This window comes from Bradyrhizobium sp. SPXBL-02, assembly GCF_051853065.1.
Taxonomy (GTDB): Bacteria; Pseudomonadota; Alphaproteobacteria; order Rhizobiales; family Xanthobacteraceae; genus Bradyrhizobium.
In genome coordinates, this window is the sequence record NZ_CP182474.1 from 6015197 (window position 1) to 6040420 (window position 25224).

The 25224-nt window shown below is 64.9% G+C and carries 26 protein-coding genes, 1 tRNA gene and 1 riboswitch; of the genes, 19 read left to right on the forward strand and 8 right to left on the reverse strand.

The window, feature by feature from the left end; genetic code table 11:
* Window positions 1–2: 2 nt before the first annotated feature.
* The 4 genes from ACNJYD_RS28050 to ACNJYD_RS28065 are packed head-to-tail and all read right to left on the reverse strand — an operon-like array spanning window position 3 to window position 4167.
* The gene (locus tag ACNJYD_RS28050) at window positions 3–1100 is read right to left on the reverse strand and encodes a Gfo/Idh/MocA family protein (RefSeq protein WP_260382685.1); all 1098 of its coding nucleotides are present in this window, start codon (window positions 1098–1100) and stop codon (window positions 3–5) included.
* 19 nt (window positions 1101–1119) lie between these two features.
* A complete protein-coding gene (locus tag ACNJYD_RS28055; RefSeq protein WP_172783842.1) occupies window positions 1120–1965 on the reverse strand; it encodes a carbohydrate ABC transporter permease in 846 nt (281 codons plus the stop codon).
* Entirely contained in the window at window positions 1958–2899 is a 942-nt protein-coding gene (locus ACNJYD_RS28060; protein ID WP_439363926.1) for a carbohydrate ABC transporter permease, read from the reverse strand. Before ACNJYD_RS28060 ends, ACNJYD_RS28055 begins: the two co-directional genes overlap by 8 nt.
* 2 nt (window positions 2900–2901) lie before the next feature.
* Window positions 2902–4167 (reverse strand): extracellular solute-binding protein, encoded by a 1266-nt coding sequence (locus ACNJYD_RS28065; RefSeq protein WP_439363927.1) that lies wholly within the window; start codon window positions 4165–4167, stop codon window positions 2902–2904.
* A gap of 163 nt (window positions 4168–4330) precedes the next feature.
* Between ACNJYD_RS28065 and ACNJYD_RS28070 the strand changes: the two genes are divergently transcribed.
* From ACNJYD_RS28070 to ACNJYD_RS28080, 3 genes are all read left to right on the forward strand, one after another.
* Window positions 4331–5089: an SDR family NAD(P)-dependent oxidoreductase gene (locus tag ACNJYD_RS28070; RefSeq protein ID WP_439363928.1), complete on the forward strand. Its 759-nt coding sequence runs from the start codon at window positions 4331–4333 to the stop codon at window positions 5087–5089.
* Window positions 5090–5584: 495 nt separating this feature from the next.
* Complete coding sequence (locus tag ACNJYD_RS28075) at window positions 5585–5863, forward strand: hypothetical protein (RefSeq protein WP_172783838.1); 279 nt, start codon at window positions 5585–5587, stop codon at window positions 5861–5863.
* Between the two features lie 109 nt (window positions 5864–5972).
* Window positions 5973–6209 carry a hypothetical protein gene (locus tag ACNJYD_RS28080; RefSeq protein WP_439363929.1) on the forward strand — a complete coding sequence of 79 codons (237 nt, stop codon included), beginning with the start codon at window positions 5973–5975 and terminating at the stop codon, window positions 6207–6209.
* A 74-nt stretch (window positions 6210–6283) separates the two neighbouring features.
* On the opposite strand, the gene ACNJYD_RS28085 is transcribed toward ACNJYD_RS28080, so the two are convergent.
* Window positions 6284–6358: transfer RNA gene (locus ACNJYD_RS28085), tRNA-Gln, on the reverse strand.
* A 249-nt stretch (window positions 6359–6607) separates the two neighbouring features.
* Between ACNJYD_RS28085 and ACNJYD_RS28090 the strand changes: the two genes are divergently transcribed.
* The 9 genes from ACNJYD_RS28090 (at window position 6608) to ACNJYD_RS28130 (ending at window position 17765) form a co-directional block, all read left to right on the forward strand.
* A complete protein-coding gene (locus ACNJYD_RS28090) occupies window positions 6608–8386 on the forward strand; it encodes an acyl-CoA dehydrogenase (protein ID WP_439363930.1) in 1779 nt (592 codons plus the stop codon).
* Window positions 8387–8606: 220 nt separating this feature from the next.
* Entirely contained in the window at window positions 8607–9365 is a 759-nt protein-coding gene (locus ACNJYD_RS28095; RefSeq protein ID WP_271500467.1) for an enoyl-CoA hydratase-related protein, read from the forward strand.
* A gap of 60 nt (window positions 9366–9425) precedes the next feature.
* Window positions 9426–11084, forward strand: coding sequence for a bifunctional metallophosphatase/5'-nucleotidase (locus tag ACNJYD_RS28100; RefSeq protein ID WP_439363931.1), 1659 nt, complete (start codon window positions 9426–9428; stop codon window positions 11082–11084).
* Window positions 11085–11206: 122 nt separating this feature from the next.
* On the forward strand, window positions 11207–12136 hold the full coding sequence (locus ACNJYD_RS28105) for a histone deacetylase family protein (RefSeq protein ID WP_172787367.1): 930 nt from the start codon (window positions 11207–11209) through the stop codon (window positions 12134–12136).
* A 73-nt stretch (window positions 12137–12209) separates the two neighbouring features.
* The gene (locus tag ACNJYD_RS28110) at window positions 12210–12461 is read left to right on the forward strand and encodes an exodeoxyribonuclease VII small subunit (protein ID WP_008132970.1); all 252 of its coding nucleotides are present in this window, start codon (window positions 12210–12212) and stop codon (window positions 12459–12461) included.
* A 626-nt stretch (window positions 12462–13087) separates the two neighbouring features.
* Window positions 13088–15016, forward strand: coding sequence for a 1-deoxy-D-xylulose-5-phosphate synthase (gene dxs, locus ACNJYD_RS28115; protein WP_212254687.1), 1929 nt, complete (start codon window positions 13088–13090; stop codon window positions 15014–15016).
* A 194-nt stretch (window positions 15017–15210) separates the two neighbouring features.
* Entirely contained in the window at window positions 15211–15765 is a 555-nt protein-coding gene (locus ACNJYD_RS28120) for a nucleoside 2-deoxyribosyltransferase (RefSeq protein WP_172787365.1), read from the forward strand.
* A 25-nt stretch (window positions 15766–15790) separates the two neighbouring features.
* Window positions 15791–16525 (forward strand): TlyA family RNA methyltransferase, encoded by a 735-nt coding sequence (locus tag ACNJYD_RS28125; protein ID WP_212254686.1) that lies wholly within the window; start codon window positions 15791–15793, stop codon window positions 16523–16525.
* Window positions 16518–17765, forward strand: a complete 1248-nt coding sequence (locus tag ACNJYD_RS28130; protein WP_212254685.1) for a class I SAM-dependent RNA methyltransferase — start codon at window positions 16518–16520, stop codon at window positions 17763–17765. Before ACNJYD_RS28125 ends, ACNJYD_RS28130 begins: the two co-directional genes overlap by 8 nt.
* A 207-nt stretch (window positions 17766–17972) precedes the next feature.
* On the opposite strand, the gene ACNJYD_RS28135 is transcribed toward ACNJYD_RS28130, so the two are convergent.
* Complete coding sequence (locus ACNJYD_RS28135) at window positions 17973–18572, reverse strand: hypothetical protein (protein WP_439363932.1); 600 nt, start codon at window positions 18570–18572, stop codon at window positions 17973–17975.
* On the opposite strand from ACNJYD_RS28135, the gene ACNJYD_RS28140 reads away from it, so the two are divergent.
* Window positions 18530–19528, forward strand: coding sequence for a nucleotidyltransferase domain-containing protein (locus ACNJYD_RS28140; protein WP_439363933.1), 999 nt, complete (start codon window positions 18530–18532; stop codon window positions 19526–19528). The genes ACNJYD_RS28135 and ACNJYD_RS28140 overlap by 43 nt on opposite strands.
* A 3-nt stretch (window positions 19529–19531) precedes the next feature.
* Here ACNJYD_RS28140 and ACNJYD_RS28145 read toward each other — a convergent pair whose 3' ends face one another.
* Together ACNJYD_RS28145 and ACNJYD_RS28150 are read right to left on the reverse strand one after the other, a co-directional pair.
* Window positions 19532–20167 (reverse strand): hypothetical protein, encoded by a 636-nt coding sequence (locus ACNJYD_RS28145; RefSeq protein WP_439363934.1) that lies wholly within the window; start codon window positions 20165–20167, stop codon window positions 19532–19534.
* Window positions 20168–20354: 187 nt separating this feature from the next.
* Window positions 20355–21218 (reverse strand): DUF1194 domain-containing protein, encoded by an 864-nt coding sequence (locus ACNJYD_RS28150; protein WP_172787360.1) that lies wholly within the window; start codon window positions 21216–21218, stop codon window positions 20355–20357.
* A 231-nt stretch (window positions 21219–21449) separates the two neighbouring features.
* Window positions 21450–21526, forward strand: a riboswitch (Fluoride riboswitch).
* Window positions 21527–21641: 115 nt separating this feature from the next.
* Here ACNJYD_RS28150 and ACNJYD_RS28155 point away from each other — a divergent pair.
* The 6 genes from ACNJYD_RS28155 (at window position 21642) to ACNJYD_RS28180 (ending at window position 25218) form a co-directional block, all read left to right on the forward strand.
* Window positions 21642–22844, forward strand: a complete 1203-nt coding sequence (locus ACNJYD_RS28155; protein WP_439363935.1) for an MFS transporter — start codon at window positions 21642–21644, stop codon at window positions 22842–22844.
* 19 nt (window positions 22845–22863) lie between these two features.
* Complete coding sequence (gene crcB / locus ACNJYD_RS28160) at window positions 22864–23253, forward strand: fluoride efflux transporter CrcB (protein WP_042336065.1); 390 nt, start codon at window positions 22864–22866, stop codon at window positions 23251–23253.
* A gap of 6 nt (window positions 23254–23259) precedes the next feature.
* Window positions 23260–23685: a fluoride efflux transporter CrcB gene (crcB, locus tag ACNJYD_RS28165; RefSeq protein WP_260382676.1), complete on the forward strand. Its 426-nt coding sequence runs from the start codon at window positions 23260–23262 to the stop codon at window positions 23683–23685.
* Window positions 23686–23687: 2 nt separating this feature from the next.
* The gene (locus ACNJYD_RS28170; RefSeq protein WP_172787358.1) at window positions 23688–24029 is read left to right on the forward strand and encodes a DUF190 domain-containing protein; all 342 of its coding nucleotides are present in this window, start codon (window positions 23688–23690) and stop codon (window positions 24027–24029) included.
* 44 nt (window positions 24030–24073) lie between these two features.
* Window positions 24074–24379, forward strand: a complete 306-nt coding sequence (gene clpS / locus ACNJYD_RS28175; RefSeq protein ID WP_025034645.1) for an ATP-dependent Clp protease adapter ClpS — start codon at window positions 24074–24076, stop codon at window positions 24377–24379.
* A gap of 77 nt (window positions 24380–24456) precedes the next feature.
* Complete coding sequence (locus ACNJYD_RS28180; protein WP_439363936.1) at window positions 24457–25218, forward strand: hypothetical protein; 762 nt, start codon at window positions 24457–24459, stop codon at window positions 25216–25218.
* Window positions 25219–25224: the final 6 nt, after the last annotated feature.

The window sequence follows — 25224 nt, forward strand, 5'->3', positions numbered from 1 at the left end:
CCTCAATCGATCTGTCCGGTTTCACGTCCGGCCGGCAGCATCGCCGGCCGCTCGACGCGGCTCTCGATCTTGACGCGGCGGCCCTCGTCGGCGGATGTCTGGAACGCCTCCATCACCTCCAGCACGTGGAAGGCCAGCGCGCCGCTTGCGCGATGCGGCCTGTCGTTCAGGATCGCGCCAGCCATGTCGGCGACGCCGATCGAGCGGAACTCGCCCTCGACGTGACCGTGCGTCAGCGGCATCACCTCCCATTCGCCGCCGGTCTTTGCCACCTGCACCTCGCCGCCGAAGCGATTTGGATCGGGCACCAGCATGCTGCCTTTGTCGCCGTAGATCTCGATCGGCGCATGCCGATGTTTCGGCACGTCGAAGCTCATCGTGATCGACACCACTGCGCCGCTCTCGAATTCCAGCGTCCCGGCGACATGGGTCGCGACCTCGACCGGAATCAGCGCGCCGTTCATCGGCTGGCTGGTGACGAGGCGCTCGGTCTTCGGACGCGCGGTCGAGCCCATCACGCTGGCGACCGGACCGAGCAATTGCACGAGATCGGTGATGTAATACGGCCCCATGTCGAGCATCGATCCGCCGCCGCGCAGGTAGTAGAAGCCGGGCGCCGGATGCCAGCGCTCGTGGCCGGGACAGCCGAAGAAGGCACTGCCCGCGACGGGCGTGCCGATCGCGCCGTCGTCGATCAGCTTGCGCGCGGTCTGATGGCCGCCGCCAAGGAACGTATCGGGCGCGCAGCCGACGCGCAGGTTCTTCTGTGCGGCGAGCTCCATGACCTTGCGCGCTTCCGCGACATTGATGCCGAGCGGCTTCTCCGAATGAACGTGCTTGCCGGCGTTCAGCACCGCCAGGCTGACGTCGGTGTGGGCGAGCGGCACCGTGAGATTGACGACGATTTCGATATCGTCGCGCTTCAACAATTGGTCGACCCGCATTCCCGGCAAGCCGAATGCCGCGCCCTGGCGCTCGGCAACCTCGCTGCGCATGTCGGCGAGCGCCCTGAACTCCATGACCGGAAAGCGCTGGGCCGCCTTGAGGTAGGCGGTGCTGATCACCCCGCAGCCTATGATTCCGACGCCGACTTTTCTCATTATGATCTCCTCAGATGGCTCATCCCTTGACCGCGCCTGCGGTGAGGCCGGCCACGATGTGCTTCTGCGCCAGCAGGAACAGAATGATCGTGGGCAGGATGGTGAGCGTGATGAAGGCCAGGATCAGGTGCCATTCGGACGAGTATTCGCCCTGGTAGACCATGATGCCGAGCGGCCAGGGATACAGCGCATCGGTGTTCAGCATCACGAGCGGCAGCAGATAGGCGTTCCAGCTGTTGACGAAGGTGATGGTGCCGACGGTCGCCAGGATCGGACGCGACAAGGGCAAGGTGACATAGCGGAAGAACTTGATGTAGCTGCAGCCGTCGACCAGCGCGGCCTCGAGCAGCTCGTATGGAATGTCCTTGAAGAAGCGGCGCAGCAGCAGCACGCTCATGGCGAGGCTGAACGCCACCTGCGGCAGCGCGACGCCGAAATAAGTGTCGAGCAGGCCGAGATCCCGCACCTTGATGAACAGAGGCAGCACGGCGGTCGCAGCGGGAAACAGCAGGCCCAGCGTCAGATAGCTGAGCAGCATCGATGAGCCGAAGAACCTGACATGAGCGAAGGTGAACGCGGCCATCGAAGCCGTGATCAGGGTCAGCGTCACCGCCAGCGTCGAGATAACAAGCGAATTGCGCAGGAGCTGCCAGTAGCGCGCCGAGAACAGGATGTCGGCGTAGTTCTGCCACTCCCAATGCCGGGGCAGGCCGAACGGATTGACGCGAAGCTCGCCGAGCGACTTGAAGCCGCCGAGCAGGGTCGCGAGCAGCGGCACCAGGACGAAGATCGCGATCAGGCCGAGGAACAGCGCCTTGAACAGCACGGCGGGATCGAACGCGCTTCTGGCCCCGGCATTACTCATCGCGCATGAACCATCGCTTGTAGGTGAAGGCGAAGGTCACGCAGATCGCGAACAGGATGACGCCGATGGCGCTGCCGTAGCCGACCCGCATGCGCGAGATGCCGTTGTTGTAGAGAAAGCTCACCATCGTGTTCGAGGAGTCGGCCGGTCCTCCGCGCGTCAGCGGCATGACGAGATCGAAAAGCTGCAGCGATCCGATGATGGCGAAGAACACCGACAGGCGGATCGTGGGATAGAGCAAGGGGATCACGACGTGGCGCAGCGTCTGCGTCCGCGTCGCGCCGTCGATACGGGCGGCCTCGACCAGGCTCTTGTCGAGGCTTTGCAGCGCGGCGATGAACAGCATCATGTGGAAGCCGAAATACTTCCAGACCACCACGATCAGCACCGCCAGCATCGCCGTGTCGGTCGAGGCCAGGAGATGCGGAGGCTCGGCGCCGAAGGCGCGCCAGATCGAAGCGACGAGGCCGTAGTCGCCGTCATAGACGAAGCTGAAGATCAGCCCGGTCGCGATCTCGGCGAGGATATAGGGCATGAAGAACAGCATGCGCAGCGCCACGGCGCAGCGAAAGCGCTCCGCCAGCATGAGGGCCAGCGTGAGCGCAAGCGGCAGCTGGACGGCAAGCGAAACGGCGATGATCAGCCCGTTGTTGCGCAGCGCGAGCCAGAAGGCCCGCGTCTCCAGCACGAAGCGGTAATTGTCGAAGCCGATCCAGTTCGTCGGCCTGCCGAAGCCGTTCCAGTTGAAGGCCGAGTACCAGGCGGCCTCTCCGATCGGCAGCACCACGAACAGCGTGAACAGCAGCAGCGCGGGCGGCAGGAACAGGATCAGGACCGTGAAGCGGCCGTCCCAGCCTGGGCCGCGAACCGCGACCTGAGGAGCCGCCTCGCCGGCAACGCCGATCGGCGACGACATCGCGATTCGTCGCGCCACCGTTAGTTACCTTGCTTGTACGCCGCTTCGATGGCTTTCGCCGCGTCCTGCGGGCTCATGCTGCCGCCGGCGATCTCCGCCGTGACGTCGTTGACGACGCGGCCGACCGACGGGCCGAGGCTCTGGTCATAGAAGTTCTGGTGATAGTTGGACTTCGCCAGATTGGCCGCGATCTGCTTCATGAAGGCGCTGTTGAGGCCGGCCTCGCCGCCCTTGACGACGGGAACGATGAAGTTGCCGGCGGCGAGCCGCGCCTGCACGTCCTTGGAGATGAAGAATTTCAGGAAGTCGGTGGCTTCCTTGGGCGCCCCCTTGGTGATCAACCAGCCGGTGATGCCGCCGAGCGTGTCTGACGGCTCACCCTTGCCGCCGGGTACGACCGGAAAATCGAACCAGCCAAGCTTGTCGTCGCTGAGACCGACCTTGTCGGCGGCGAGTGCGCGCTGGGTGTGATAGAAGGACGAGATGGCCAGGATCATCGCGGCCTTTCCATCACCGAAATAGCCGACGGCCTGCGGGTTCTTGAAGCCGAGGAAGCCGTTCTGGTACGGCTGCAGATCGACCAGCTGCTTGAACAACTCGCCGGATTTCTGGAAGGTCTCCCCGGCGAAGCCACCATTCTCACCCTTCAGCGCAGCATCGAAGGCCGGCTTGCCGCCGACTCGCACTGCGAGATGCGTCCAGTAGAAATGCAGCGGCCATTTATCGGCACCGCCAACCACGATCGGCGTAACACCCGCGGCCTTCAGCGTTTTCACCGCGCCGAGCAGATCGTCCCATGTCTTGATCTTGCTTGCATCGACATTACCCTTGGCCATCAAATCCTTGTTGTAGAGGAAGCCGACCTGCGAGAGCGCGGTCGGCAGGCCATAGACCTTGCCGTTGCTGGTGAAGGCGGCGAGCGCTGCCGGTGCGATCGTGTCGCTGTAGCCGCCGCTCTTCACAGTATCGGTGATGTCTTCCAGGACGCCGGCCTCGATCTGGGTCTTCAGCACTCCGCCGGCCCAGCTATAGATGATGTGCGGCCGGTCCTTCGATTGCAGGATGGTCGGCAGCTTGGCCTTGTAGGCCTCGTTCTCGAGGAACTGCATCTCGACCTTCACACCGGGGTGCGACGCCTCATAGCTGCGCGCGACCTCCTCCCAGATCTTCACCTGGGCCGGGTTGACCTCGATGTGCAGCCATTTGACCGTGGTGTCGGCTGACGCGGAACTGGCCCAAAGCAGGCATGCGACAGCAGCGAGTCCCAGTTTCCCGAGCGATCTCATCACATCCTCCCAACCGACTGTTATTCTTTGACGCAATCCTGCCCTCAATTTTTGAGGTACGCAACACAAAATCTGATCTATGCACCTCACCAGCGGAATGGCTAAGGTTCAAAAAAGAGTCGGTCGCGGCCCGCCGCGCCGGCCGCAACAAACCGAGGTGCCCATGGCTGCCATCTATTCCGACCTCGCCGGCAAGGTCGTGCTCGTCACCGGTGGCGCAGCCGGAATCGGCGCTGCGATCGTGCGCCGTTTTGCCGACCAGAAATCCAAGGTGGTGTTCTTCGACATCAAGATCGACGAGGGACAGCGCCTGGCGCGTGAGCTGTCCGACCAGGGACTGGCTGCACATTTCCAGCATGTCGATCTCACCGACATCGGCGCGCTCCGTGCGGGCGTCGTCGAGGCACGCAAGGCTCATGGCCCGATCAACATCCTGATCAACAATGCCGCGCATGACGAGCGGCACAACACCGAGGAGATGACGCCGGACTATTGGGACGATCGGATCGCGGTGAATCTGAAGCACCAGTTCTTTGCATCGCAGGCCGTTTTGCCGGACATGAAGGCCGCCAATGCCGGCGCCATCATCAATTTCGGCTCGGTGTCGTGGATCGCAGGACAAGGCGGCATGGCCGCCTACACCGCCAGCAAGTCTGGCGTGATCGGGCTGACGCGCTCGCTGGCGCGCGACTACGGCCCCCACAACATCCGCGTCAATGCGATCGCGCCGGGCTGGATCATGACCGAGCGGCAGCTGGAGAAATGGATGACGCCGGCCGGCGAGATCGAGCTGCAGCAGCGACAATGCCTGAAGCGCAGGCTCATGCCGGACGAAGTTGCGAAGTTCACCGTCTTCCTCGCCTCCGACGAGGCCTCCGCCTGCACCGCCCAGCATTACATCGTCGATGGCGGCTGGGTCTGAGATGTCGCGCGAGGGCGACCGATGCCCTCGCTCAAGGTCTTGCCGCTGGCGACATTGACGAAGTGCAGCGAAGCGCAAGCTGGACAGCGGACGGGGACGTGCGTGTCCGCGGCGTCGGAGGCTGTGCCGGGAAGCCAGTGCTGCACGTTCATGCCCGTGCGGGGGCACTTGAAGATGACGTTGCGCTCCATGCCGTAAATATGCGCGCGGCGCGGCGGCCTTGAAATTGCGGGCCAATACTTAGGCAAATGTCCTGAACGGAGTCACGCGGGAAGCGGCCAAGATCTCGCGCAGCGCTTGTGGGCAAGTTGCCAATCGAGAGCATCCGCGGCCTTGAGCTGGATCAAGACAGGTTTGTGACACGGACTATAGCCTTGTGTCGGCGTCGGGAACGCTTTTTCGAGGCCCCTTGCCGGAGCGAGCGACGTTCGGAATCCGAGGCATTGCCGGCGCCGCTTTCTCGGCAACGGACGACGCCCGATCAGGAGAACGGACATGCTTGCCGACATTGACACCGACGATCTCACCGAGGTCGTGCGCTATGCCCTGGAGACGACCCGCGCGACGACGGCCTGCCCCTTCCATTGCGACGTGATCGTCCGCATCGGCGATGACGCCGCCGAGAGCCACGCCTTCGAACGTGCCAAGCGAATCGTCAGATGCGACGGCGCGGAATGGGACAAGGAGGCCCTCAGGGCCGAGCTTGGCCGTCAGCTCGGCGCAGCCGCAGACGGGCGCTGCCCGAAGTGCGATCCGACCGCCTCGTGCACCTAGCGCGCCGCGATTGGTTCCTTTGCAGGATTCTGCGTTGACGCAACGCGCCGACGACGTGCCAGCGCAGATCGTCGCCGCCCCGGCGGCTTAACTTGTGTGAAGGCCGCAGATGCAATTGACCCTTAGCCTGAACGACGCGCGTCGTGCACCAGAGGTCAGCCGTCCCGTGAAAGTGACAAAGCCGATCGCCGCCATCATCCGGGGCAGATCCAAGACGGATAGTCCGTCGCCGGACGGGGACGACGACCGTCCGCCGCCACCATCGACCGAGAGGCGTCAGGTCGTCGACGAGTACGCCGAAAACCTGCGGAAGATCATCCGGAGACTGCTTGGAAGGCTGAACTGATCGCGCTTGCGCGCATCCTTGGGCGCTTTGCCCGAACCAGTCGACCGCCTTGCGATCTTGCTGAACGGGGAATCTGGCTGGGGCGGGAGGGATCGAACCTCCGAATGGCGGAATCAAAATCCGCTGCCTTACCGCTTGGCTACGCCCCAACAGACGACGAACGGAACGGGTCGAACCAGCACCCGCAGATTCCCGTCGGTCGCTGCCGGTCTATAGGGAGCGGCGGGGCATTTCAACCGCCTGGAGGGGCAAAAAGGGCCAGGCGGCTGGCGGCCAACACTCTATTCTGGGCCCGAATGGCCTCCCCGTTCCGGCCAGATGATCCTGCGTCCCGGCAGTTGAGACCGCCTCCATTTCATGGGAATACGGCGCCAACAATTGTTCTCGGGGAGTGAGCCATGACCTACCGCGCGCCGATTTCTGACATGCTGCTGTCGCTCAACCATGGCGCGGGCCTCAAGGCCGCCTTGGAGGCCGGCCATTACGGCGATTTCGACGCCGACATTGCCGCGGCCGTGCTGGAGGAAGCCGGCAAATTCGCAACCGACGTGCTGGCGCCGCTCAACAAGGTCGGCGACGAGCACGGCATCAAGCTCGAGGGCGGCAAGGTCACGACCGCGCCGGGCTGGCCTGACGCCTACAAGCGCTGGATCGAGGGCGGCTGGAACGCGGTGTCCGGCCCCGAAGATTTCGGCGGCCAGGGCCTGCCGCTCGCGATCAACGCCGCCTGCTCCGAGATCTGGAGCGCGGCCAACGTCGCCTTCGGCCTCTGCCCGCTGCTGACGGCGTCGGCGATCGAGGCGCTGGATGCCCATGGCAGCGACGAGCTGAAGACAATCTATCTCGAAAAGCTCGTCTCCGGCGAATGGACCGGCACGATGCAGCTGACCGAGCCGCAGGCCGGCTCCGACGTCGGCGCGCTGCGCACCCGCGCCGAAAAGCAGGCGGACGGCACCTATCGCATCAAGGGGACGAAGATCTTCATCACCTATGGCGAGCACGACATGACCGACAACATCGTGCATTTCGTGCTGGCGCGTCTGCCCGATGCGCCCGCCGGCACCAAGGGGATTTCTCTCTTTCTTGTTCCCAAGTTCATGGTCAACGCCGACGGCTCGCTGGGGCAGCGCAACGACATCTATGCCAGCGGCGTCGAGCACAAGCTCGGCATGCATGCCTCGCCGACCTGCACCATGACCATGGGCGATCATGGCGGCGCGATCGGCTTTCTGATCGGCGAAGAGAACCAGGGCATGCGCTGCATGTTCACGATGATGAACCAGGCCCGCCTCGGCGTCGGCCTGGAGGGCGTCGGCGTCGCCGACCGCGCCTACCAGCAGGCCCTATCGTACGCGCAGGAGCGCCGCCAAGGCCGCGCGGTCGGCAAGACAGGCGACGGCTCGGATGCGATCTTCGTGCATCCCGACGTCAAGCGCATGCTGATGCGGATGCGGGCGCAGACCGCGGCCGCGCGCACCATCTGCTATGCGACCGCCGTCGCGATCGACGTCTCGATCCGCGCCAAGGATCCGAAGGTACGCACTGAAGCAGCTGCGCGCGCGGCGCTGCTGACGCCGATGGCCAAGGCCTATTCCACCGATATCGGCAACGAGGTCGCCTATCTCGGCGTGCAGGTGCATGGCGGCATGGGCTTCATCGAGGAGACCGGCGCGGCCCAGCATTACCGCGATGCCCGCATCACCGCGATCTACGAGGGCACCAACGGCATCCAGGCGATCGATCTCGTCACGCGCAAGTTAGCTGCCAATGGCGGCGCTTCGGTGTGGGCGCTGCTCGACGAGCTCTCGGCAACCGTCAAGAAGGTGGAGGCCTCCAACGATCCCGCCTTCGGCACCACCGGCGCCAAGCTGCGCGAGGCGCTGGAGGCGCTCACGCGCAGCAGCAAATGGCTGTTGGAGCGCGTTGCCTCCGCGCCGAACGACGCGCTTGCGGGCGCGACGCCCTATTTGCAGCAATTCGGCGCGACGCTCGGCGGCTGCCTGCTCGCCTCCGAGGCGCTCGCCGCCAAGGCCGAAGGCCTCGGCGATGCGCCACGCTACGTCGCGCTGGCGCGCTTCTTCGCCGAGAACATCACGGTGCAGGCGGGCGCGCTCGAGCGCACCGTGACCGAGAGCGCGGAATCGGTCGCAGCGGCGGATGCGGCGTTGCTGGGGTAAGAAAGCTGTAGCCGGATGGAGCGGTAGCTTAATCCGGGGCGGCGTCTCTCGTGGGCGACCACCGATTCTTCTAAGCGTTTTGTCGCAATTGTTGCGATGCGGGCTACGGTGCCATGTGGGAATACGCCGAAAGATTGAGCCAGCGCATTGGCACGCCTGCGGGATGATGTAGGCTATTGCCTGGCGAGACTCGCGAAGCGGCGAGCGCAAGGGGGCTCTCATGGCGAATGGCAATATCGTCGTCACCGAAGAGCGCGGAACGCGCGTGATCACCCTGCGCCGCCCGGGCAAGAAGAACGCGATCACCCAGGACATGTACCGGGAGATGAGCCACGCCATCGACACCGCCCAGAACAATCCGGACATCCGCTGCATGATCATCACCGGCGGCTCGGGCGTCTTCACCGCCGGGGACGACATTGACGATTTTCTCCACGCCGACGCCTCACGGCCCGAGATGCTGTCGAACGGCGTGAAATTCCTCTACTCGCTCGCCCTCAATGCCAAGCCGATCATCGCAGCCGTCGACGGCGCCTCGATCGGGATGGGCACCGTGATGCTGTTCCACTGCGATTATGTGCTGGCCTCGAACGCGGCGACCTTCTCCGCGCCCTACATCCATCTCGGGCTGGTGCCGGTCGGCGCGGCCAGCCTGTTGATGCCGAACACGATGGGCTATCAGCGCGCCTTCGCGATGCTGGTGATGGGGCGCAGCTTCACGGCCGCGGAGGCCCATGCCGCAGGCTTCGTCAACACCGTGGTCTCGCCGGGACACACCGAGGTCGAGGCGCGCAAGGTGGCGCGCGAGCTCTGCCGGCTGCCGGCCGAGGCTGTCGCGACCTCGCGCAAGCTGCTGCGCGCCCCACCCGAGGAGCTGACCCGCCGCATCGACCAGGAAGGCCATCTGTTCGGCGACCGGCTCAAGTCGGAGGAGGCGATCGCCGCGTTCAATGCGTTCGCGAACAGGAAGAAGCGGTGAGGTGCTGCGCGTCGCGAGAACTTTCGTGAAATCTTCGCGCGCTACGACTAGTCTGGTTCCATGCGATACGTAGTCCCATCCATCCTTGCCGCACTCGCCCTCGTCACCCTGCCCGCTTCGGCCCAGAGCGCAGCCCCCGTCGAGCTGCGCGTTCTCGCGATCAACGATTTCCACGGCAATCTGCGGCCGCCGCCGGGCGGCATCCGCATCAATGACCCCGAGGACAAGTCCAGGAAGGTGACGGTGGCGGCCGGCGGCGCCGAGTACATGGCGACGCTGGTGAAGCAGCTGCGCGAAGGGCACAAGAACACCATCTTCGTCGCCGCGGGCGACCTGATCGGCGCGAGCCCGTTTCTGTCGGCGATGTTTCACGACGAGCCATCGATCGAAGCGCTCTCGATGATGGGCCTTGCGATCAGCTCGGTCGGCAATCACGAATTCGACGAGGGCAAGACCGAGCTTCTGCGCATGCAGAACGGCGGCTGCCATCCCGTCGACGGCTGCCAGGGGCCGCATCCCTTCGCGGGGGCCAAATTCCATTATCTCGCGGCCTCCACCGTCGAGACCGCGACCGGCAAGAGCGTGCTGCCGCCCTACGAGATCCGGGAGTTCGACGGCATCCCCGTCGCCTTCATCGGCCTGACCTTGAAGGAGACCGCCGGCATCGTCTCGCCAGCGGGCATCGCCGGGCTCGAATTCCGCGACGAGGCCGAGACGGTGAATGCGCTGGTGCCGCAGCTGAAGGCGCGCGGCGTCGAAGCGATCGTGGTGCTGATCCACCAGGGCGGCGATCCCGCCGGCGACTACAATGAATGCCCTGCGATCACGGGACCGATCGTCGACATCGTCAGGAAGTTCGACCGTGCCGTCGACGTCGTCGTCAGCGGCCACACCCATCGCGCCTATGTCTGCGATATCGACGGGCGGCTCGTCACCAGCGGCGACAAATACGGCACGCTCGTCACCGCGATCGACCTCAAGCTCGATCCCGCAACGCGCGACATCGTCGGCGCCAAGGCCGAGAACGTCATCGTCGCCAATGCTTCGCTGGCCAGGGATCCCGAGCAGACCGCATTGATCGACGCCTACGACAAGCTCTCCGCGCCGATCGCCAACCGGCCCGCGGGCTCGGTGACGCAGACATTGTCGCGCGTGCCGAACGAGGCCGGCGAAAGCGCGCTCGGCGATATCATCGCCGACGCGCAATTGCTCGCAACCCGCGATGCGAAGGATGGCAGCGCTGTCATCGCGCTCACCAATCCCGGCGGCATCCGCACCGACATCGTTCCGAAGGAGAACGGCGCCATCACGTTCGGCGACGTCTTCGCCAGCCAGCCGTTCCGCAACCGCCTCGTCACCATGACGCTGACGGGCAGCCAGCTCAAGGACATGCTCGAGCAGCAATGGCTGGACGCGAAGCGGCCGCGGATTCTCCAGGTGTCGAACGGCTTCAGCTATACTTGGGATGCTTCAAAGCCGTTCGGCGAGCGCATCAGCCTCGAGAGGATGACGCTCAACGGCAGGCCGATCGAGGCTGGAAGCGGCTACCGTGTCACGCTGAACGATTACCTCGCCGTCGGCGGAGATGGGTTTACCGTCGCCAAGCAGGGCACGGCGCCGCAATATGGCGGCTACGATGCGGACGCGCTGTTCGCCTTCTTCCAGGCGCACGGGCCGGTCGGTCCGCTGCCGCCCACCCGCATCCTGCGGGTGAATTGATCCGGATCGAGCGGGCAGGCCTTTGCCATTCCCGGCCAAGCGCCTAGATTGGGTTTTGCATTGCGTTTTGGCGCCGGATGCGCCAACGACGGCAAAAGCCCGCATCCCATGAGGCCGACCTGATGAGCACGCTTCTCCTTTCCCACAAGGCCTGCCTCGACCATGTCACGCCGCCGGGACACCCTGAGCGGCCGGATCGTCTGCGCGCGGTGGAAGAAGCTTTGTCGCATGAGCGCTTCCAGTTCCTGGCGCGCGATGAGGCGCCGGAGGGCGATCTCGATCTCGTCACGCTCTGCCATAACGAGCATTACGTCACCGAGCTGCGCCACATCGCTCCGACCAGCGGGCAGGTCTATATCGACGGCGACACCTCGATGTCCCCCGGCACGTGGGAGGCGGTGATGCGCGGCGTCGGCGGCGCGGTGGCGGCGACCGAAGCGGTGATGGCGGGCGAGCATCGCAACGCCTTCGTCGCGGTGCGCCCGCCCGGGCATCACGCCGAGATCGGCAAGCCGATGGGCTTCTGCTTCTTCGACAACGTCGCGATCGCCGCGCGCCACGCCCAGCGCAAATACGGCATCAAGCGCGCGGCCATCGTCGATTTCGACGTGCATCACGGCAACGGCACGCAGGACATCTTCTGGTCGGACCCGACCGTGATGTACTGCTCGACGCACCAGATGCCGCTGTTTCCGGGCACCGGCGCCAAGGGCGAGCGCGGCGATCACGACACCATCGTCAATGCGCCGCTCGCCTCCGAGGATGGCGGCCCGGAATTCCGCTCCGCGTTCGAGAATCTGATCCTGCCGCAGCTCGAGAAATTCAGCCCCGAGCTGCTGATCATCTCGGCCGGCTTCGATGCGCATTATCGCGATCCCCTGGCTTCGCTGAACCTGCGCGCGGAGGACTATGCCTGGGTGACGCGCAAGCTGATGGATCTCGCCGACAAGACCGCTGGTAGCCGCATTGTTTCGGTGCTCGAGGGCGGCTATGACCTGCAGGGACTGAAAGAATCTGTTACGGCGCATGTCGGCGCCCTGATGGGCGCTTGACGCACCCGCCACATTACGCCCGCAAAACTCTGCTTTCTCCAAGGTGAAGCGAAGCGGGCAATCGGAAACGGATATGGCCGAAAATACGCAAGTCGACGTCTCCAGGCTCACCTTCGAGCGCGCGATCGAGGAACTCGAAACGATCGTGAAGCGGCTCGAGGACGGCAAGGTGCCGCTCGAGGAATCCGTGACGATCTACGAGCGCGGCGAGGCGCTGAAGCGCCGCTGCGAGGAGTTGCTGCGCCAGGCCGAGGCGCGCGTCGACAAGATCACCACCGATGCCAGCGGCCAGGCCACCGGCACTGCGCCGCTCGACGTCCAATAAAGATTGCTTTCCCGCTCAGTCTCCTGACGACCCAGGGCCGCGCGAGACGCGACGGCAGGTCCGCGCAAAATGTCTTCGCGGGGAGCGTGGCCGCTGCATCCTGGGATCGCACGGCGCAGTTCCCGGCCGGCAGCGGTTCCGGGGGTGGATCGATAACGTCCCCGCCCCAAAATCGGGTCTTGCGGCGAGAAAAGCTCCGATTCCGGGCAAAAAAGCCTGCCAGGAACCGAGCAAGGCCGGAACCCCTTACCCCCGGCCAAGGTTAACCACTCTGGCCCGCGAGTTGCACTTGCATACCCCTAATCGGCCCAGCGGGTTGGCTTTGGCCCAAGCTTTGGTGTAAAGCTGCGCGGAGTGTGGCTTTTTGCGAGCCTTGCGTGGGCACTGATTACCGACGACAAGTGCTTCAAACTGCTGTTGAAATTGGCTTGGACGGACGAAGCCGATCTAAGTGACAGGGATCACAGAGACTGAACCGGAGCGCACTTAAGCTTACCTAAGCTTGAAGGCGGGGCCTTGCCCCGTGCAGGTGGCTCCGACGGTTATAGGACTCGCGCTGCGCCGATATTGTGCAAACCCATCGCGCACCGGAATGACCTTCCGGTGCTGACAAATTGGAAATCGCCGTGAACGCATACAGTAAGACGCCGCTTCTCGACACCATCCGGACACCGGAAGACCTGCGCAAGCTCAAGGTCGAGCAGGTACGCCAGGTTGCCGACGAGCTGCGGCAGGAGACCATCGATGCCGTCTCGGTGACCGGCGGTCACTTCGGCGCGGGCCTCGGCGTGGTCGAGCTCACCACCGCGATCCATTACGTCTTCGATACGCCGCGCGACCGGCTGATCTGGGACGTCGGCCACCAGGCCTATCCGCACAAGATCCTCACCGGCCGGCGCGACCGCATCCGCACGCTGCGCACCGGCGGCGGCCTGTCCGGCTTCACCAAGCGCAGCGAGAGCGATTACGATCCGTTCGGCGCGGCGCATTCCTCGACCTCGATCTCCGCCGGCCTCGGCATGGCCGTGGCGCGCGACCTCTCCGGCGGCAAGAACAACGTTATCGCGGTGATCGGTGACGGCGCGATGTCGGCCGGCATGGCCTATGAGGCCATGAACAACGCGGGTGCGATGAACTCGCGCCTGATCGTCATCCTCAACGACAACGACATGTCGATCGCGCCGCCGGTCGGCGCCATGAGCGCCTATCTGTCGCGCCTCTACTCCGGCAAGACCTATCGCACGCTGCGCGATGCGGCCAAGCAGATCAACAAGCGCCTGCCCAAGATCCTCGCCAACCGCGCCAACCGCGTCGAGGAATATTCCCGCGGCTTCATGATGGACGGCGGCACGCTGTTCGAGGAGCTCGGCTTCTACTATGTCGGCCCGATCGACGGCCACAACCTCGACCATCTCCTGCCCGTGCTGAAGAACGTCCGCGACATGGAGACCGGCCCGATCCTGGTCCACGTCGTGACGCAGAAGGGCAAGGGCTACGGCCCGGCGGAAGCTTCCGCCGACAAGTATCACGCCGTCGTCAAGTTCGACGTCGCGACCGGCACGCAGGCCAAGGCCAAGCCGAATGCGCCGGCCTATCAGAACGTGTTCGGCCAGAGCCTCGTCAAGGAAGCGCAGAAGGACGACAAGATCGTCGCCATCACCGCGGCGATGCCGTCGGGCACCGGCGTCGACATCTTCAACAAGGCCTTCCCCGACCGCACCTTCGACGTCGGCATCGCCGAGCAGCACGCGGTGACCTTTGCCGCGGGTCTTGCGACCGAAGGCTACAAGCCGTTCTGCGCGATCTACTCGACCTTCCTGCAACGCGGCTACGACCAGATCGTGCACGACGTCGCGATCCAGAACCTGCCCGTCCGCTTCGCCATCGACCGCGCCGGCCTCGTCGGCGCCGACGGCGCGACCCACGCCGGCTCGTTCGACAACGCCTATCTCGGCTGCCTGCCCAACATGGTGATCATGGCAGCTAGCGATGAAGCCGAGCTGGTGCACATGGTGGCGACCCAGGTTGCGATCAACGACCGCCCGAGCTCGCTGCGCTATCCGCGCGGCGAAGGCCGCGGCATCGAGATGCCCGAGGTCGGCATCCCGCTCGAGATCGGCAAGGGCCGCATGATCCGCCAGGGCAGCAAGATCGCACTGCTCTCCTTCGGCACGCGCCTCGCCGAATGCGAGAAGGCGGCCGACGAGCTCGCCGCCCACGGCCTGTCCACGACGATCGCCGATGCGCGCTTCATGAAGCCGCTCGACACCGAGCTGGTGCTCAAGCTCGCGCGCGACCATGAGATCCTGATCACGATCGAGGAAGGCTCGGTCGGCGGCTTCGGCTCGCATGTCGCGCAGTACCTGACCGACCAGGGCGTGCTCGACAGCGGCATGGTCAAGTTCCGCTCGATGGTGCTGCCCGACGTGTTCCAGGATCACGACACCCCGGCCGCGATGTACGCCCGCGCCGGCCTCGACGCCAAGGGCATCGTCGCCAAGGTGTTCGAAGCGCTCGGCAAGGATGTGAAGACCGAGACGGTCAAGCTGGCTTGAGGCTCGCGACAGACGCTGAACCCCACCTCTCCCATCGGGAGAGGTCGGATTGCGCAAGCAATCCGGGTGAGGGATTCAGGTCCAACGTGAGAGCGTAACCCCTCACCCGCGCCTTCGGCGCGACCTCTCCCTCCGGGAGAGGTTTTGCACCGCCGACGCCGCGGCAACTCGATGCCTTCTTGGTCGGTAGTCCCATGAAAATCTATCTGGCAGGTCCCGACGTGTTCCTGCCGGATGCCATCGAGATCGGCCGGCGCAAGGTCGATATCTGCACGACGCACGGGCTGACCGGCCTCTATCCCCTCGACAACGCCGTCGACCTCACTGCGCCCGACGCCTCGCGGCAGATCTTTTGCGGCAACGAGGCGATGATGGACGCGGCCGATGCCATCATCGCCAACCTGACGCCGTTCCGCGGTGCCGGCGCCGATCCCGGCACCGTCTACGAGCTTGGCTACATGGCCGGACGCGGCAAGTTTTGTCTCGCCTATTCCAACGACGGCGCCGCCTATGCCGACCGCGTCTCGCGCTTCATGGAGGTCACCTCCGAGGACGGGCGGCTGGTCGATGCCCAGGGGCTGACGGTCGAGGATTTCGGGCTCGTCGACAATCTCATGATGATCCATGCGCTGGAGCTGCACGGCTGCCCGCTGGTGACACCGGCCGCGATGCCGATCGACGTCTGGCACGATCTTGTCGCGTTCGAGACTTGCGTCCGGATGGCGGCCGCGCGATTGATCGCTACATAAGCGCCAGTCCTTCTCGAGTGAACCGATGTCCCCTGCCCGCAAGCGCGCGGATGTATTGCTGGTCGAGCGCGGCCTGTTCGAGAGCCGGGCGCGGGCCCGCGCGGCCATCGAGGCCGGCCTCGTCACGGCCGACGACAAGCAGGTCTTGAAACCGTCGGAGACGATCGCCGAGGATGCGGTGATCCAGGCCGAGCCCGCGCACCCCTACGTCTCCCGCGGCGGCGTCAAGCTCGCCGGTGCGCTGGAACGGTACCCGGTCGACATCGAGGACCATGTCTGCCTCGACGTCGGCGCATCCACCGGCGGCTTCACCGAGGTGCTGCTGGCGAACGGCGCGAGCCTGGTGTTCGCGGTCGATGTCGGCACCAGCCAGCTGCATCCCTCGCTGCGCGATCACCCCAAGATCGTATCGATGGAGGAGACCGACATCCGCAGCTATGACGGCAAACGCCTGCCGGCGCGCCCCGATGTCGTCGTCATCGACGTCAGCTTCATCTCGCTGAAATCGGTGCTGCCGGTGGCGCTGTCGCTGGCGGCCGCGCCGATGAGCCTGCTGGCGTTGATCAAGCCGCAATTCGAGGCTGACAGGAAGCACAACAAGAAGGGCATCATCCGCGATGCCGCCGTGCACCGGGAGATCTGCGACGACATCGCGGCCTTCGCGGCGTCGCTCGGCTGCACCGAGATCGAAATATTCCCCTCGCCGATCACCGGCGGCGACGGCAATATCGAATTCTTCCTGGGCGCGCGCCGTGGTTGAGCGCATCAAGATCGATCATGTCGGCCATCGCGGCGACGGCGTCTGCCGCGACGCCGGCGAAGCAATCTATGTGCCCTACACGCTTGGCGGCGAAACCGTCGAGGTCGATCACGTCGTGGGCCATCATCCCGACCGCCGCAAGCTGCTGGCGGTGAAGCTCGCAAGCCCGGAACGCGTCGAGCCATTCTGTCCGCATTTCGGCGTGTGTGGCGGCTGCGCCATCCAGCATTGGGCGGCGGAGCCGTATCGCGCCTGGAAGCGCAGCATCGTGGTGGAGACGCTGGCGCAGGCCGGCATCGATTGCGATGTGGCGCCGCTGGTCGACGCCCACGGCGCCGGGCGCCGGCGCATCACGCTGCACGGCCGGTTCGGCACGCACGACATCCTCAAGGTCGGCTTCTCGGCTGCGAGCTCGCACGACGTCATCCCGATCCATCGTTGCCCGATCCTCGATCCCGCGCTCGACGGCGCGCTCGATGCCGCCTGGGCGCTGGCGGAGCCGCTGACGTCCAAGATGCCGGTGACCAAGCCATTGGACATCCAGGTCACCGCGACCGCAGGCGGCCTCGATGTCGACGTGCGCGGCTCCGGCCCGCTGCCGACCGCGCTCGTTACGGCGCTGTCGCGCGTCGCCGAACAGCACCGCCTGGCGCGGCTGACGCGGCATGGTGAGCTGGTGCTGCAACGGCTGCCGCCGACGGTGCGGATGGGCCGCGCCGAGGTGACGCTGCCGCCGGGCTCGTTCCTGCAGGCGACAGTGGCGGGCGAGGAGACGCTTGCGGCACTCGTCGCCGAGCGCATCGGCAAGGCCAGGGAGGTTCTCGACCTCTTCTGCGGCGTCGGCCCGTTCGCGCTAAGGCTCGCGGAGAAGGCGCGCGTCGCCGCCTATGACAGCGACGCGGGTGCCATCGCGGCGCTGGCGAAAGCCGCGCGGACGCCGGGCCTGAAGCCGATCAAATGCGAGCCGCGCGACCTGTTCCGCCGCCCGCTGGTGCCGCAGGAGCTGCGCGACTTCGACGCCGTGGTGTTCGACCCGCCGCGCCAGGGCGCGCAGGCGCAGGCGCTGAAGCTTGCCGCAAGCAAGGTGCCGGTCGTGATCGCCGTGTCCTGCAACGCCGCAACCTTTGCCCGCGACGCACGGCTGCTGATCGACGGCGGCTACCGGCTGGAGGCCGTGGCGCCCGTCGACCAGTTCCGCCACACGCCGCATGTCGAGCTGGTGGCGAAATTTAGTCGCTAACGCCGAATGGCTTTAGGTTGATTCGATTGCCACGGGCTCGGTGCAACCTCTCCCGCTTGCGGGAGAGGTCGCGCCGAAGGCGCGGGTGAGGGCTTTCTCCTCTAGGGATTGTCCCATTGCGGAAGCACCCTCTCCCAACCCTCTCCCGCAAGCGGGAGAGGGAGCGCACCTCCGTCGTTGCGCGATCAAGCCTCATTTCATCACGCTCTAGCGCCGAAGGCCGCTCAGCGCCGGCGATTCGCCGGGCAGCATGTTCGATCTGATATCGCTGTCCATGCGGCCCGAATCCTGCTGGGTGTAGCCGACGCCGAACGACAGGCTGAGATTTGAGGTCGGCTTGAATTCGACACCAGCAAACCCGCCATAACCGGGCGCGGCGCTGGAGGTGAGCGGCGCCAGCGAGCTGCCGATACCGTTGCCGTATTTCAGCGTGTCGAATCCGGCAAAGAAGGTGACGGGCATGCCGCCAGCCGTCTTCATGTTGTAGCCGAACCGCGTGCTGTCATAGGAGAGCGCGCCGGAATTGCCGAACGAGCCCGCCTGGTTGAAGCCGCTCAATCCGAAATCGGCGCGTTCGCGGCCGATGAAGAAGCCGTTCGCAGAGCTCGCACGCCAATCGGCCTCTCCGGCGTTGAAGCTTGCAAAGTTGCCATAGGTGTCTGAGCTCAAGCCGGCAGCACCGCCAAGGCCGAAAGGCCCGCCGGGAATCCAATATCGCAGCGGCGCGACTTGCGCATGAACCGTCCCTCCGCCGAGGCAGAGCAATGCGAGAGCTGCAAGAGCGTATGAACGTGCAAGGTCGAACATTCTGGCTACCGTCTAAAACGCCGCAAACTATACTCCCCGACCATCATCAATGCCAGCGGAGTGACCGCGCCGGCCCTCGCGGCCGCAAGTCTTTCGGGGAACCGCGTCTGATGCCGCACGATCCGTTGCTCACCCGCCTCACACCCGTTCTTGCCGCGGTACCCGGCGTCCAGGCCGTGGTGCTCGGCGGCTCGCGCGCGCGCGGCACTGCGCATTCCTCCTCCGACTATGACATCGGGCTGTACCGCTCCAACGCCGCTCGGTTCGACACGGATCGACTGCTGACAGTGGTGAAGAACATCGCCGACGATCCCGACGCCGCGATCGTGACGAGAATTAACGAATGGGGATCGTGGATCGTCGGCGGAGCGTGGCTTTCGATCGAGGGACGAAAGGTCGATCTGCTGTACCGTAACGTCGATGATGTCGAGCGCGTCATGTCGGCCTGCCGGTACGGTACGGTCCTCATGACCTACCAACCCGGCCATCCGCATGGCTTCTGCTCGGCGATCTGGATGGGCGAGATCGCATATTGTCAGCCGCTGCACGATCCGAATGGCGTGATCGCCCGGCTCAAGTCGATCGCACTTCCCTATCCGGAGCCTCTGCGCAGCACCCTGATCCGGCGCTTCCAATGGGAGGTCCTGTTCAGCATCGAAAATGCCGAGCTCGCCGCCGCACGCAACGAGCGGACCCATATCGCCGGGTGTCTCTACAGATCATTCGCCTGCGTCGCGCAGGTGCTGTTCGCACTGAACGAGCGCTATCTGATCAACGAGAAGGGGGCGGTGCAGGAGGCAGCCGGCTTGCCGCTGACGATCCCGCACCTCGTGGAGCAGTCCGACCGGATCTGGCAACTCGTCGCTGATGGTGGGTTCGCGCAGGCCTGCGCAATGCTGCGGCAGGTGGACCAGCAATTGAAGATGCTGACGCGACCCGGCGGCAGCGCGCCGTGAACGCTATGCCGTCCTGTCGACGGACGACGACGAATCCGCCGGCGGATATTTCGTCACCGGCACCACGAAGGATTTGGTGCCGACCTGGTAGGTGATCTTGCCGTTCTGCCCGTCATCGCTCGCGATCTGCGCCTGGCCGAACATGATGACGTTCTTGTAGACGTAGCCGGTGCCCTGGCGGGTGACGCCGTCGGTGGTGACGCTGACCTGGGCTTCCTTGCCATTGACGGCAATCACCTTGAAGCTCGCGCTCTTGCCGTTCTCGCTGGAATAGCCACCCCAGCTTCCCATGAGGCGGCTGTCGGAGGCCGGGGGAGCCTGCTTCTCGAGATTGGCGGTCTGCTTGCCGGCGCCGCCGAAGGAGAACAGCATCACCATGTTCTTGCCGTCCTTGGTCCCGACCGTGACGCCGCCAAAGGTGATGAGCGTGCCCTGAACTTCGGCAAAGCCGCGCTCGGTGTGACCGTTATGGGTATACTCGACCTGCGCCCGGGCACCGCGGATGTTGACGACCTTGAAGCCGACCGGCTGGTTGTTGCCCACCCAATTGCCCTTCCAGTCGCCGATCAGAGCGCTCTGGCGATACAGCCGCTCGTTGGCGGGGGAAATCTGGCTGGTGCTCGATGTGACGGTGGCCATTGGATTGCTCGGACGGGCCTGACAAACCCGTTTTCGCTCGCTGGGGCATGTCAGGATGCCGGCGGGAACGAACAGAAACCATGCGATTAGGGCCACGCACCTGTTAACGAGCCGTTAAGCGCGAGCATCGGCCGGGCGGGCAAAAGGTCTCAGCCGGGCATGATCCCGCCGGGATACCCCGTCACCCTCACCGTCCCCAGCGATCGGACCAGATCTTCTCGCCGATCAGGCAATTGACGCGCGGCTCCTTGTCGGCGACGCGCATCACCGGGCGCTCCGGCGTGCGGCCGGCGACTTCCATCAGCAGCTTGGTGCGGATCGCTTCCTTGAACTTGTCGCGGTCCTTGATCGTGATGACGAAGGAGCCCGGCCCTCCGATGACGCAGTCCTCGTAGTAGAAATCGAGATTGTCGATATCCATGGTCGAATAGGACGGCTCCTTGACCATGATCGGCAGGCCGTTGATGACGATGCCCTTCTCCAGGGCGGCATCGCGCGCCACCGTGACCGGGCCGCCATTGTTGTTCGGACCGTCGCCGGAAATGTCGATGACACGGCGCAGGCCGCGATAGGGATCCTCGTCGAACAATGGCATCGCGAAGTTGATCGCGCCGGAGATCGAGGTGCGCGAAGCGCGCCGGATCGGCGTCTTCATGATCTCGGCGGCAACCGCATCCGCCGTCTCCGGACCATCGACCAGCCGCCAGGGAATGATGATCTTCTGGTCGCTGGAGGCGGCCCACTCGAAATAGGTCACCGCGATGCGGCCGTTCGGGCCGAGCTTCAGCGCCTGCAGGAACTCCTTCGACTGGATCGCCTGTGCGTAGCCCTCGCGCTGGATCGCGAGCTCATCCATGTCCATGGAGTAGGATACGTCGACCGCGAGGACCAGCTCGACATCGACGGTCTGCGCGTCCTTGTCGGCCGCAAGCCGCTGCGGTTGACTTCTGGACGATTCGAATTTGGGTCCTGGTGCCGCGATGCCCGCGACGTCCCCCCCGGCAAACATGCCGGCCACCAGCACAGCCCCGATCGAGAACAGCAAACGCATCGCAGTCTCCCGTCGTATGACGCGATGGTGACATGCAATCGGCTTGCCGCAAAGCGCGAAGATCGCTTGTGCTTCACATTCAAGTGCATCGCTGCTGCGTGTTGCGGCCATAGGGCTGACAAGCGGGGAACAGGTGCGATCACTCGCACAGTCATTCCGGGGCGGCTCGAAGAGCCAGTGGAGGCGCGACCCCGCCCACTTGTCCGGCACGATTTCCATGCTAGGGTTGGTCGCACAGATGGGGATGGAGTCCCCCGACAACCGCCCGGCGGTCGATGACCTCGTGGGCTGATGACTCCTGCTTGAGGAGAGGCAATCTTGAGCCTCGGCCTTTGGCGGGAGCATGGACATACCCGCCGATGGCGGGTTTTTTGTTGCCTGATGACGAAGGCCGGCGGGCCGGAGGACGATGAAGACGTGACGATGACGACACCGAAGGCCGTGCGCGCGACGCTGCCCAGAGGGATCTGGGTACTCGGCTTCGTTTCGATGCTGATGGACATCTCCTCGGAGATGATCCACGCACTGCTGCCGGTCTATCTCGTCAGCGTGCTCGGCGCCTCCACGCTCACCGTCGGCTTCATCGAGGGCATTGCCGAGGCGACCGCCTCGATCACCAAGATCTTCTCCGGTGCGCTGTCGGACTGGCTCGGCCGCCGCAAGCTGCTCGCTGCCCTGGGCTACGGACTGGCCGCGCTGACAAAACCGCTGTTCCCGCTCGCGCCCAGCGTCGGATGGCTGGTCGCCGCGCGCTTCATCGATCGCGTCGGCAAGGGCATCCGCGGCGCGCCGCGCGATGCGCTGATCGCCGACATCGCCCCCGTCGGCCTGCGCGGCGCGAGCTTTGGCCTGCGGCAATCGCTCGACACGATCGGCGCTTTCGTCGGACCGCTCGTGGCGATCGGCCTGATGTGGTGGACCGCTGACAATTTTGCGCTCGTGTTCTGGGTGGCGGTGCTGCCGGCGTTCCTGTCCTTTGGGTTGATCGCGTTCGCGGTAAAGGAGCCGGAGCCCGATCCGAGCCGCAAACCTGCAGAAAATCCGCTCAATCTCGCCGCGATGCGCCAGCTCGGAGCGGTCTATTGGCGCGTCGTCGCCGTGGGCGTCGTGTTCACGCTCGCGCGCTTCAGCGAGGCCTTCCTGATCCTGCGCGCGCAGAACATCGGGCTCAGTGCGATGTGGGTGCCGGCCGTGCTGGTGCTGATGAATGTCGTCTACGCGCTCTCGGCCTATCCGGCCGGCGTGCTGTCGGACCGGATCAACCGGACCGGCCTGCTCGCACTCGGCCTCGTCTTCCTCGCCGGCGCCGACCTCGCGCTGGCGCTGCTGCCGAACCTGGCTGGCCTTGCGCTCGGCGTCGTGCTGTGGGGACTGCATATGGGACTGACGCAAGGGCTGCTCTCCGCCCTCGTCGCCGACGCCGCGCCGCCCGCCTTGCGCGGCACCGCCTTCGGCTATTTCAACCTGTTCACCGGGCTTGCCTTGCTGGCCGCGAGCGTGATCGCGGGTGCGCTGTGGGACGCCTATGGCCCGGCGGGAACGTTTCTTGCCGGGCTCGGCTTCGCGCTGGTTTCGCTGGTGGGGCTGCTCGCCGTCGGCAAGGGTCTTGCGGTAGGGAGCAAGTGATGACGGGGGACTGTTCGTCTTGCTGAGCGGGGCAATTGCGATCGTGATCGGCAGCGCGCTGGGCGGTTGCGCGCGCTATTTCGTCTCCGGTGCGATCGCGCGGCGACTGGGCGAAACGTTTCCGTGGGGCACCATGACCATCAACGTCACCGGCGCCTTCCTCATCGGCATTTTCGGCGCGCTGGCGACGCATCCGGGCTCGGTCTTCGCCTCACCCACACCATGGCTGTTCGCGGTGACCGGGTTTCTCGGCTGCTACACCACGGTGTCCTCGTTCAGCCTGCAAACGCTGACGCTCGCGCGTGGCGGCGAGCCGCTCTCGGCGCTCGGCAATGTCGCCTGCTCGGTCGGGCTGTGCCTCGCCGCCGTCAGCTGCGGCTTCCTGCTTGCGGATCGTCTGGGAGGCTAGAGGCTGATGAGCTCACCTTTTGCCGAACGCTGGCGCAGCTTTGTGCTCTACGCCTGGGTTGCCGCCGGCAGCATCGTCGGCGGGCTGACGCGCTACCTGGTCGGGCTTGTGCTCGACACCGGATCGGGCTTTCCTGTCGCGACGTTGTTCATCAACGCGACAGGCTCCCTGATCATCGGCTTCTACGCGACGCTGACCGGCCCGGACGGCCGCGTGCTGGCGCGGCCCGAGCACCGACAATTCGTCATGACCGGGTTTTGCGGCGGCTACACCACCTTCTCGGCCTTCAGCCTGGAGACCTTCCGCCTGCTCCACGGCGGCATGAAGTACACCGCGCTCGCCTATGTCGCAGCGTCCGTGATCTGCTGGCTGGTGTCGGTGTGGGCAGGGCATATGATGGCGAGCCGCTACAATCGCCTGGCAAGGAGCTGACCATGCAAATCCCCGATCAGGCAGTTTCGCTCCGGATCTTCATCGGGGAGAGCGACCATTATGACGGCAAGCCGCTCTATGAGGCGATCGTGATGACTGCGCGCGAGCGACATCTGGCCGGCGCCACCGTGCTGCGCGGTCCGATGGGCTTCGGCAAGTCCAGCCGGCTGCACACGTCGAAGATCCTGCGGCTGTCGGAAGACCTGCCGCTGCTGATCGAGATCGTCGACAGCGAGGACAACATCAACGCATTCCTGCCCATCCTGGACGGCATGATGTCGAGCGGTCTGATCACCTTGGAGAAGGTGCAGGTCCTGCAATATGGTGCGAAGGCCGCGAGCTAATCGCTTCCGGCCGGAACCCGAGCCCGCCGTGTCCAGGAGGCGGAATGAACGACACCGTCACCAAGCCGAAAACCAGGACGAAGACCAAGGTCGAGCGGCCGAAGCTGCACAAGGTCATCCTGATCAACGACGACTACACGCCGCGTGAATTCGTCACCATGGTGCTGAAGGCCGAATTCCGCATGACCGAGGATCAGGCCTACAAGGTGATGATCACCGCGCACAAGCTGGGCGCCTGCGTAGTCGCCGTCTTCACCAAGGACGTCGCCGAAACCAAGGCAACGCGCGCCACCGACGCCGGCCGCGCCAAGGGCTATCCGCTATTGTTCACCACAGAGCCGGAGGAATAGGCGCCGCGTGCCTGCTTCGGGTCAATTTTAGCGATCCGTGCTACCGCAGATTTAATCTCCTGTGCCAGCACAATGCGATGACAGTCGCACTGCGCAAACAGCTCGAACTCAAGCCGGCCCGCCAGGAGACCTCGTTCGGTCCTTTCAAGCTCCTGCATGCCCTGCCCTGGTTGATCCTGGCGGCTGCGATGCGCGTGATCGCGTTCGGCGGCGGCGCCGTGGCGCTGCCCGCAATCATCATTTCCAACATTTCGGTGCTGCTGGCCTTCTTTGCGACGGCACAACAATCGATCGAGGCGGCGGGCGGTCAATCCTCGCTGGGTACGCTGACACTGGGCGAGCAGTTCAAGCTCTCCTTCTCGATCCTGTGGCGGATCATGCTCGTGATGATCGCGGCGGCGCTGAGTGCCAAAGCGACCGGCTTTGAGGCTTCGTACCATCTCTTGGCGGGCCTGGACGGCATGGCGTTCGACCAGTTCACCCATCCCGGGCGATTCTGGAGCGCATGGATCGCGGCCATCGTCCTGCTCATGATCATCCGTGCCGAGCGCGATGACGGCAAGGTCGCCCTGTTTGCCGCGATCGGCGAATTCGCACGGCGTGGGCTGTGGCTCGGCGCCGCCGTCATCATCCTCGGCCTCATCAACGTCGCCCTCGCCTATGGACAGGAAGCGGTGCGGACCGCGATCTGGAACTTCTGGCAAACCTCGTCGGCAACGCAGTTCACCAAGAACCTGATCTATTTCGTCTTCATCTTCAGCTTCGCCATGCTGCGGCTGTGGATCACCTTGAGGGTGCTGACCTTCGGCCTGAAACAGTCTCATGTTCGTGGCGGCTGAGGCCGT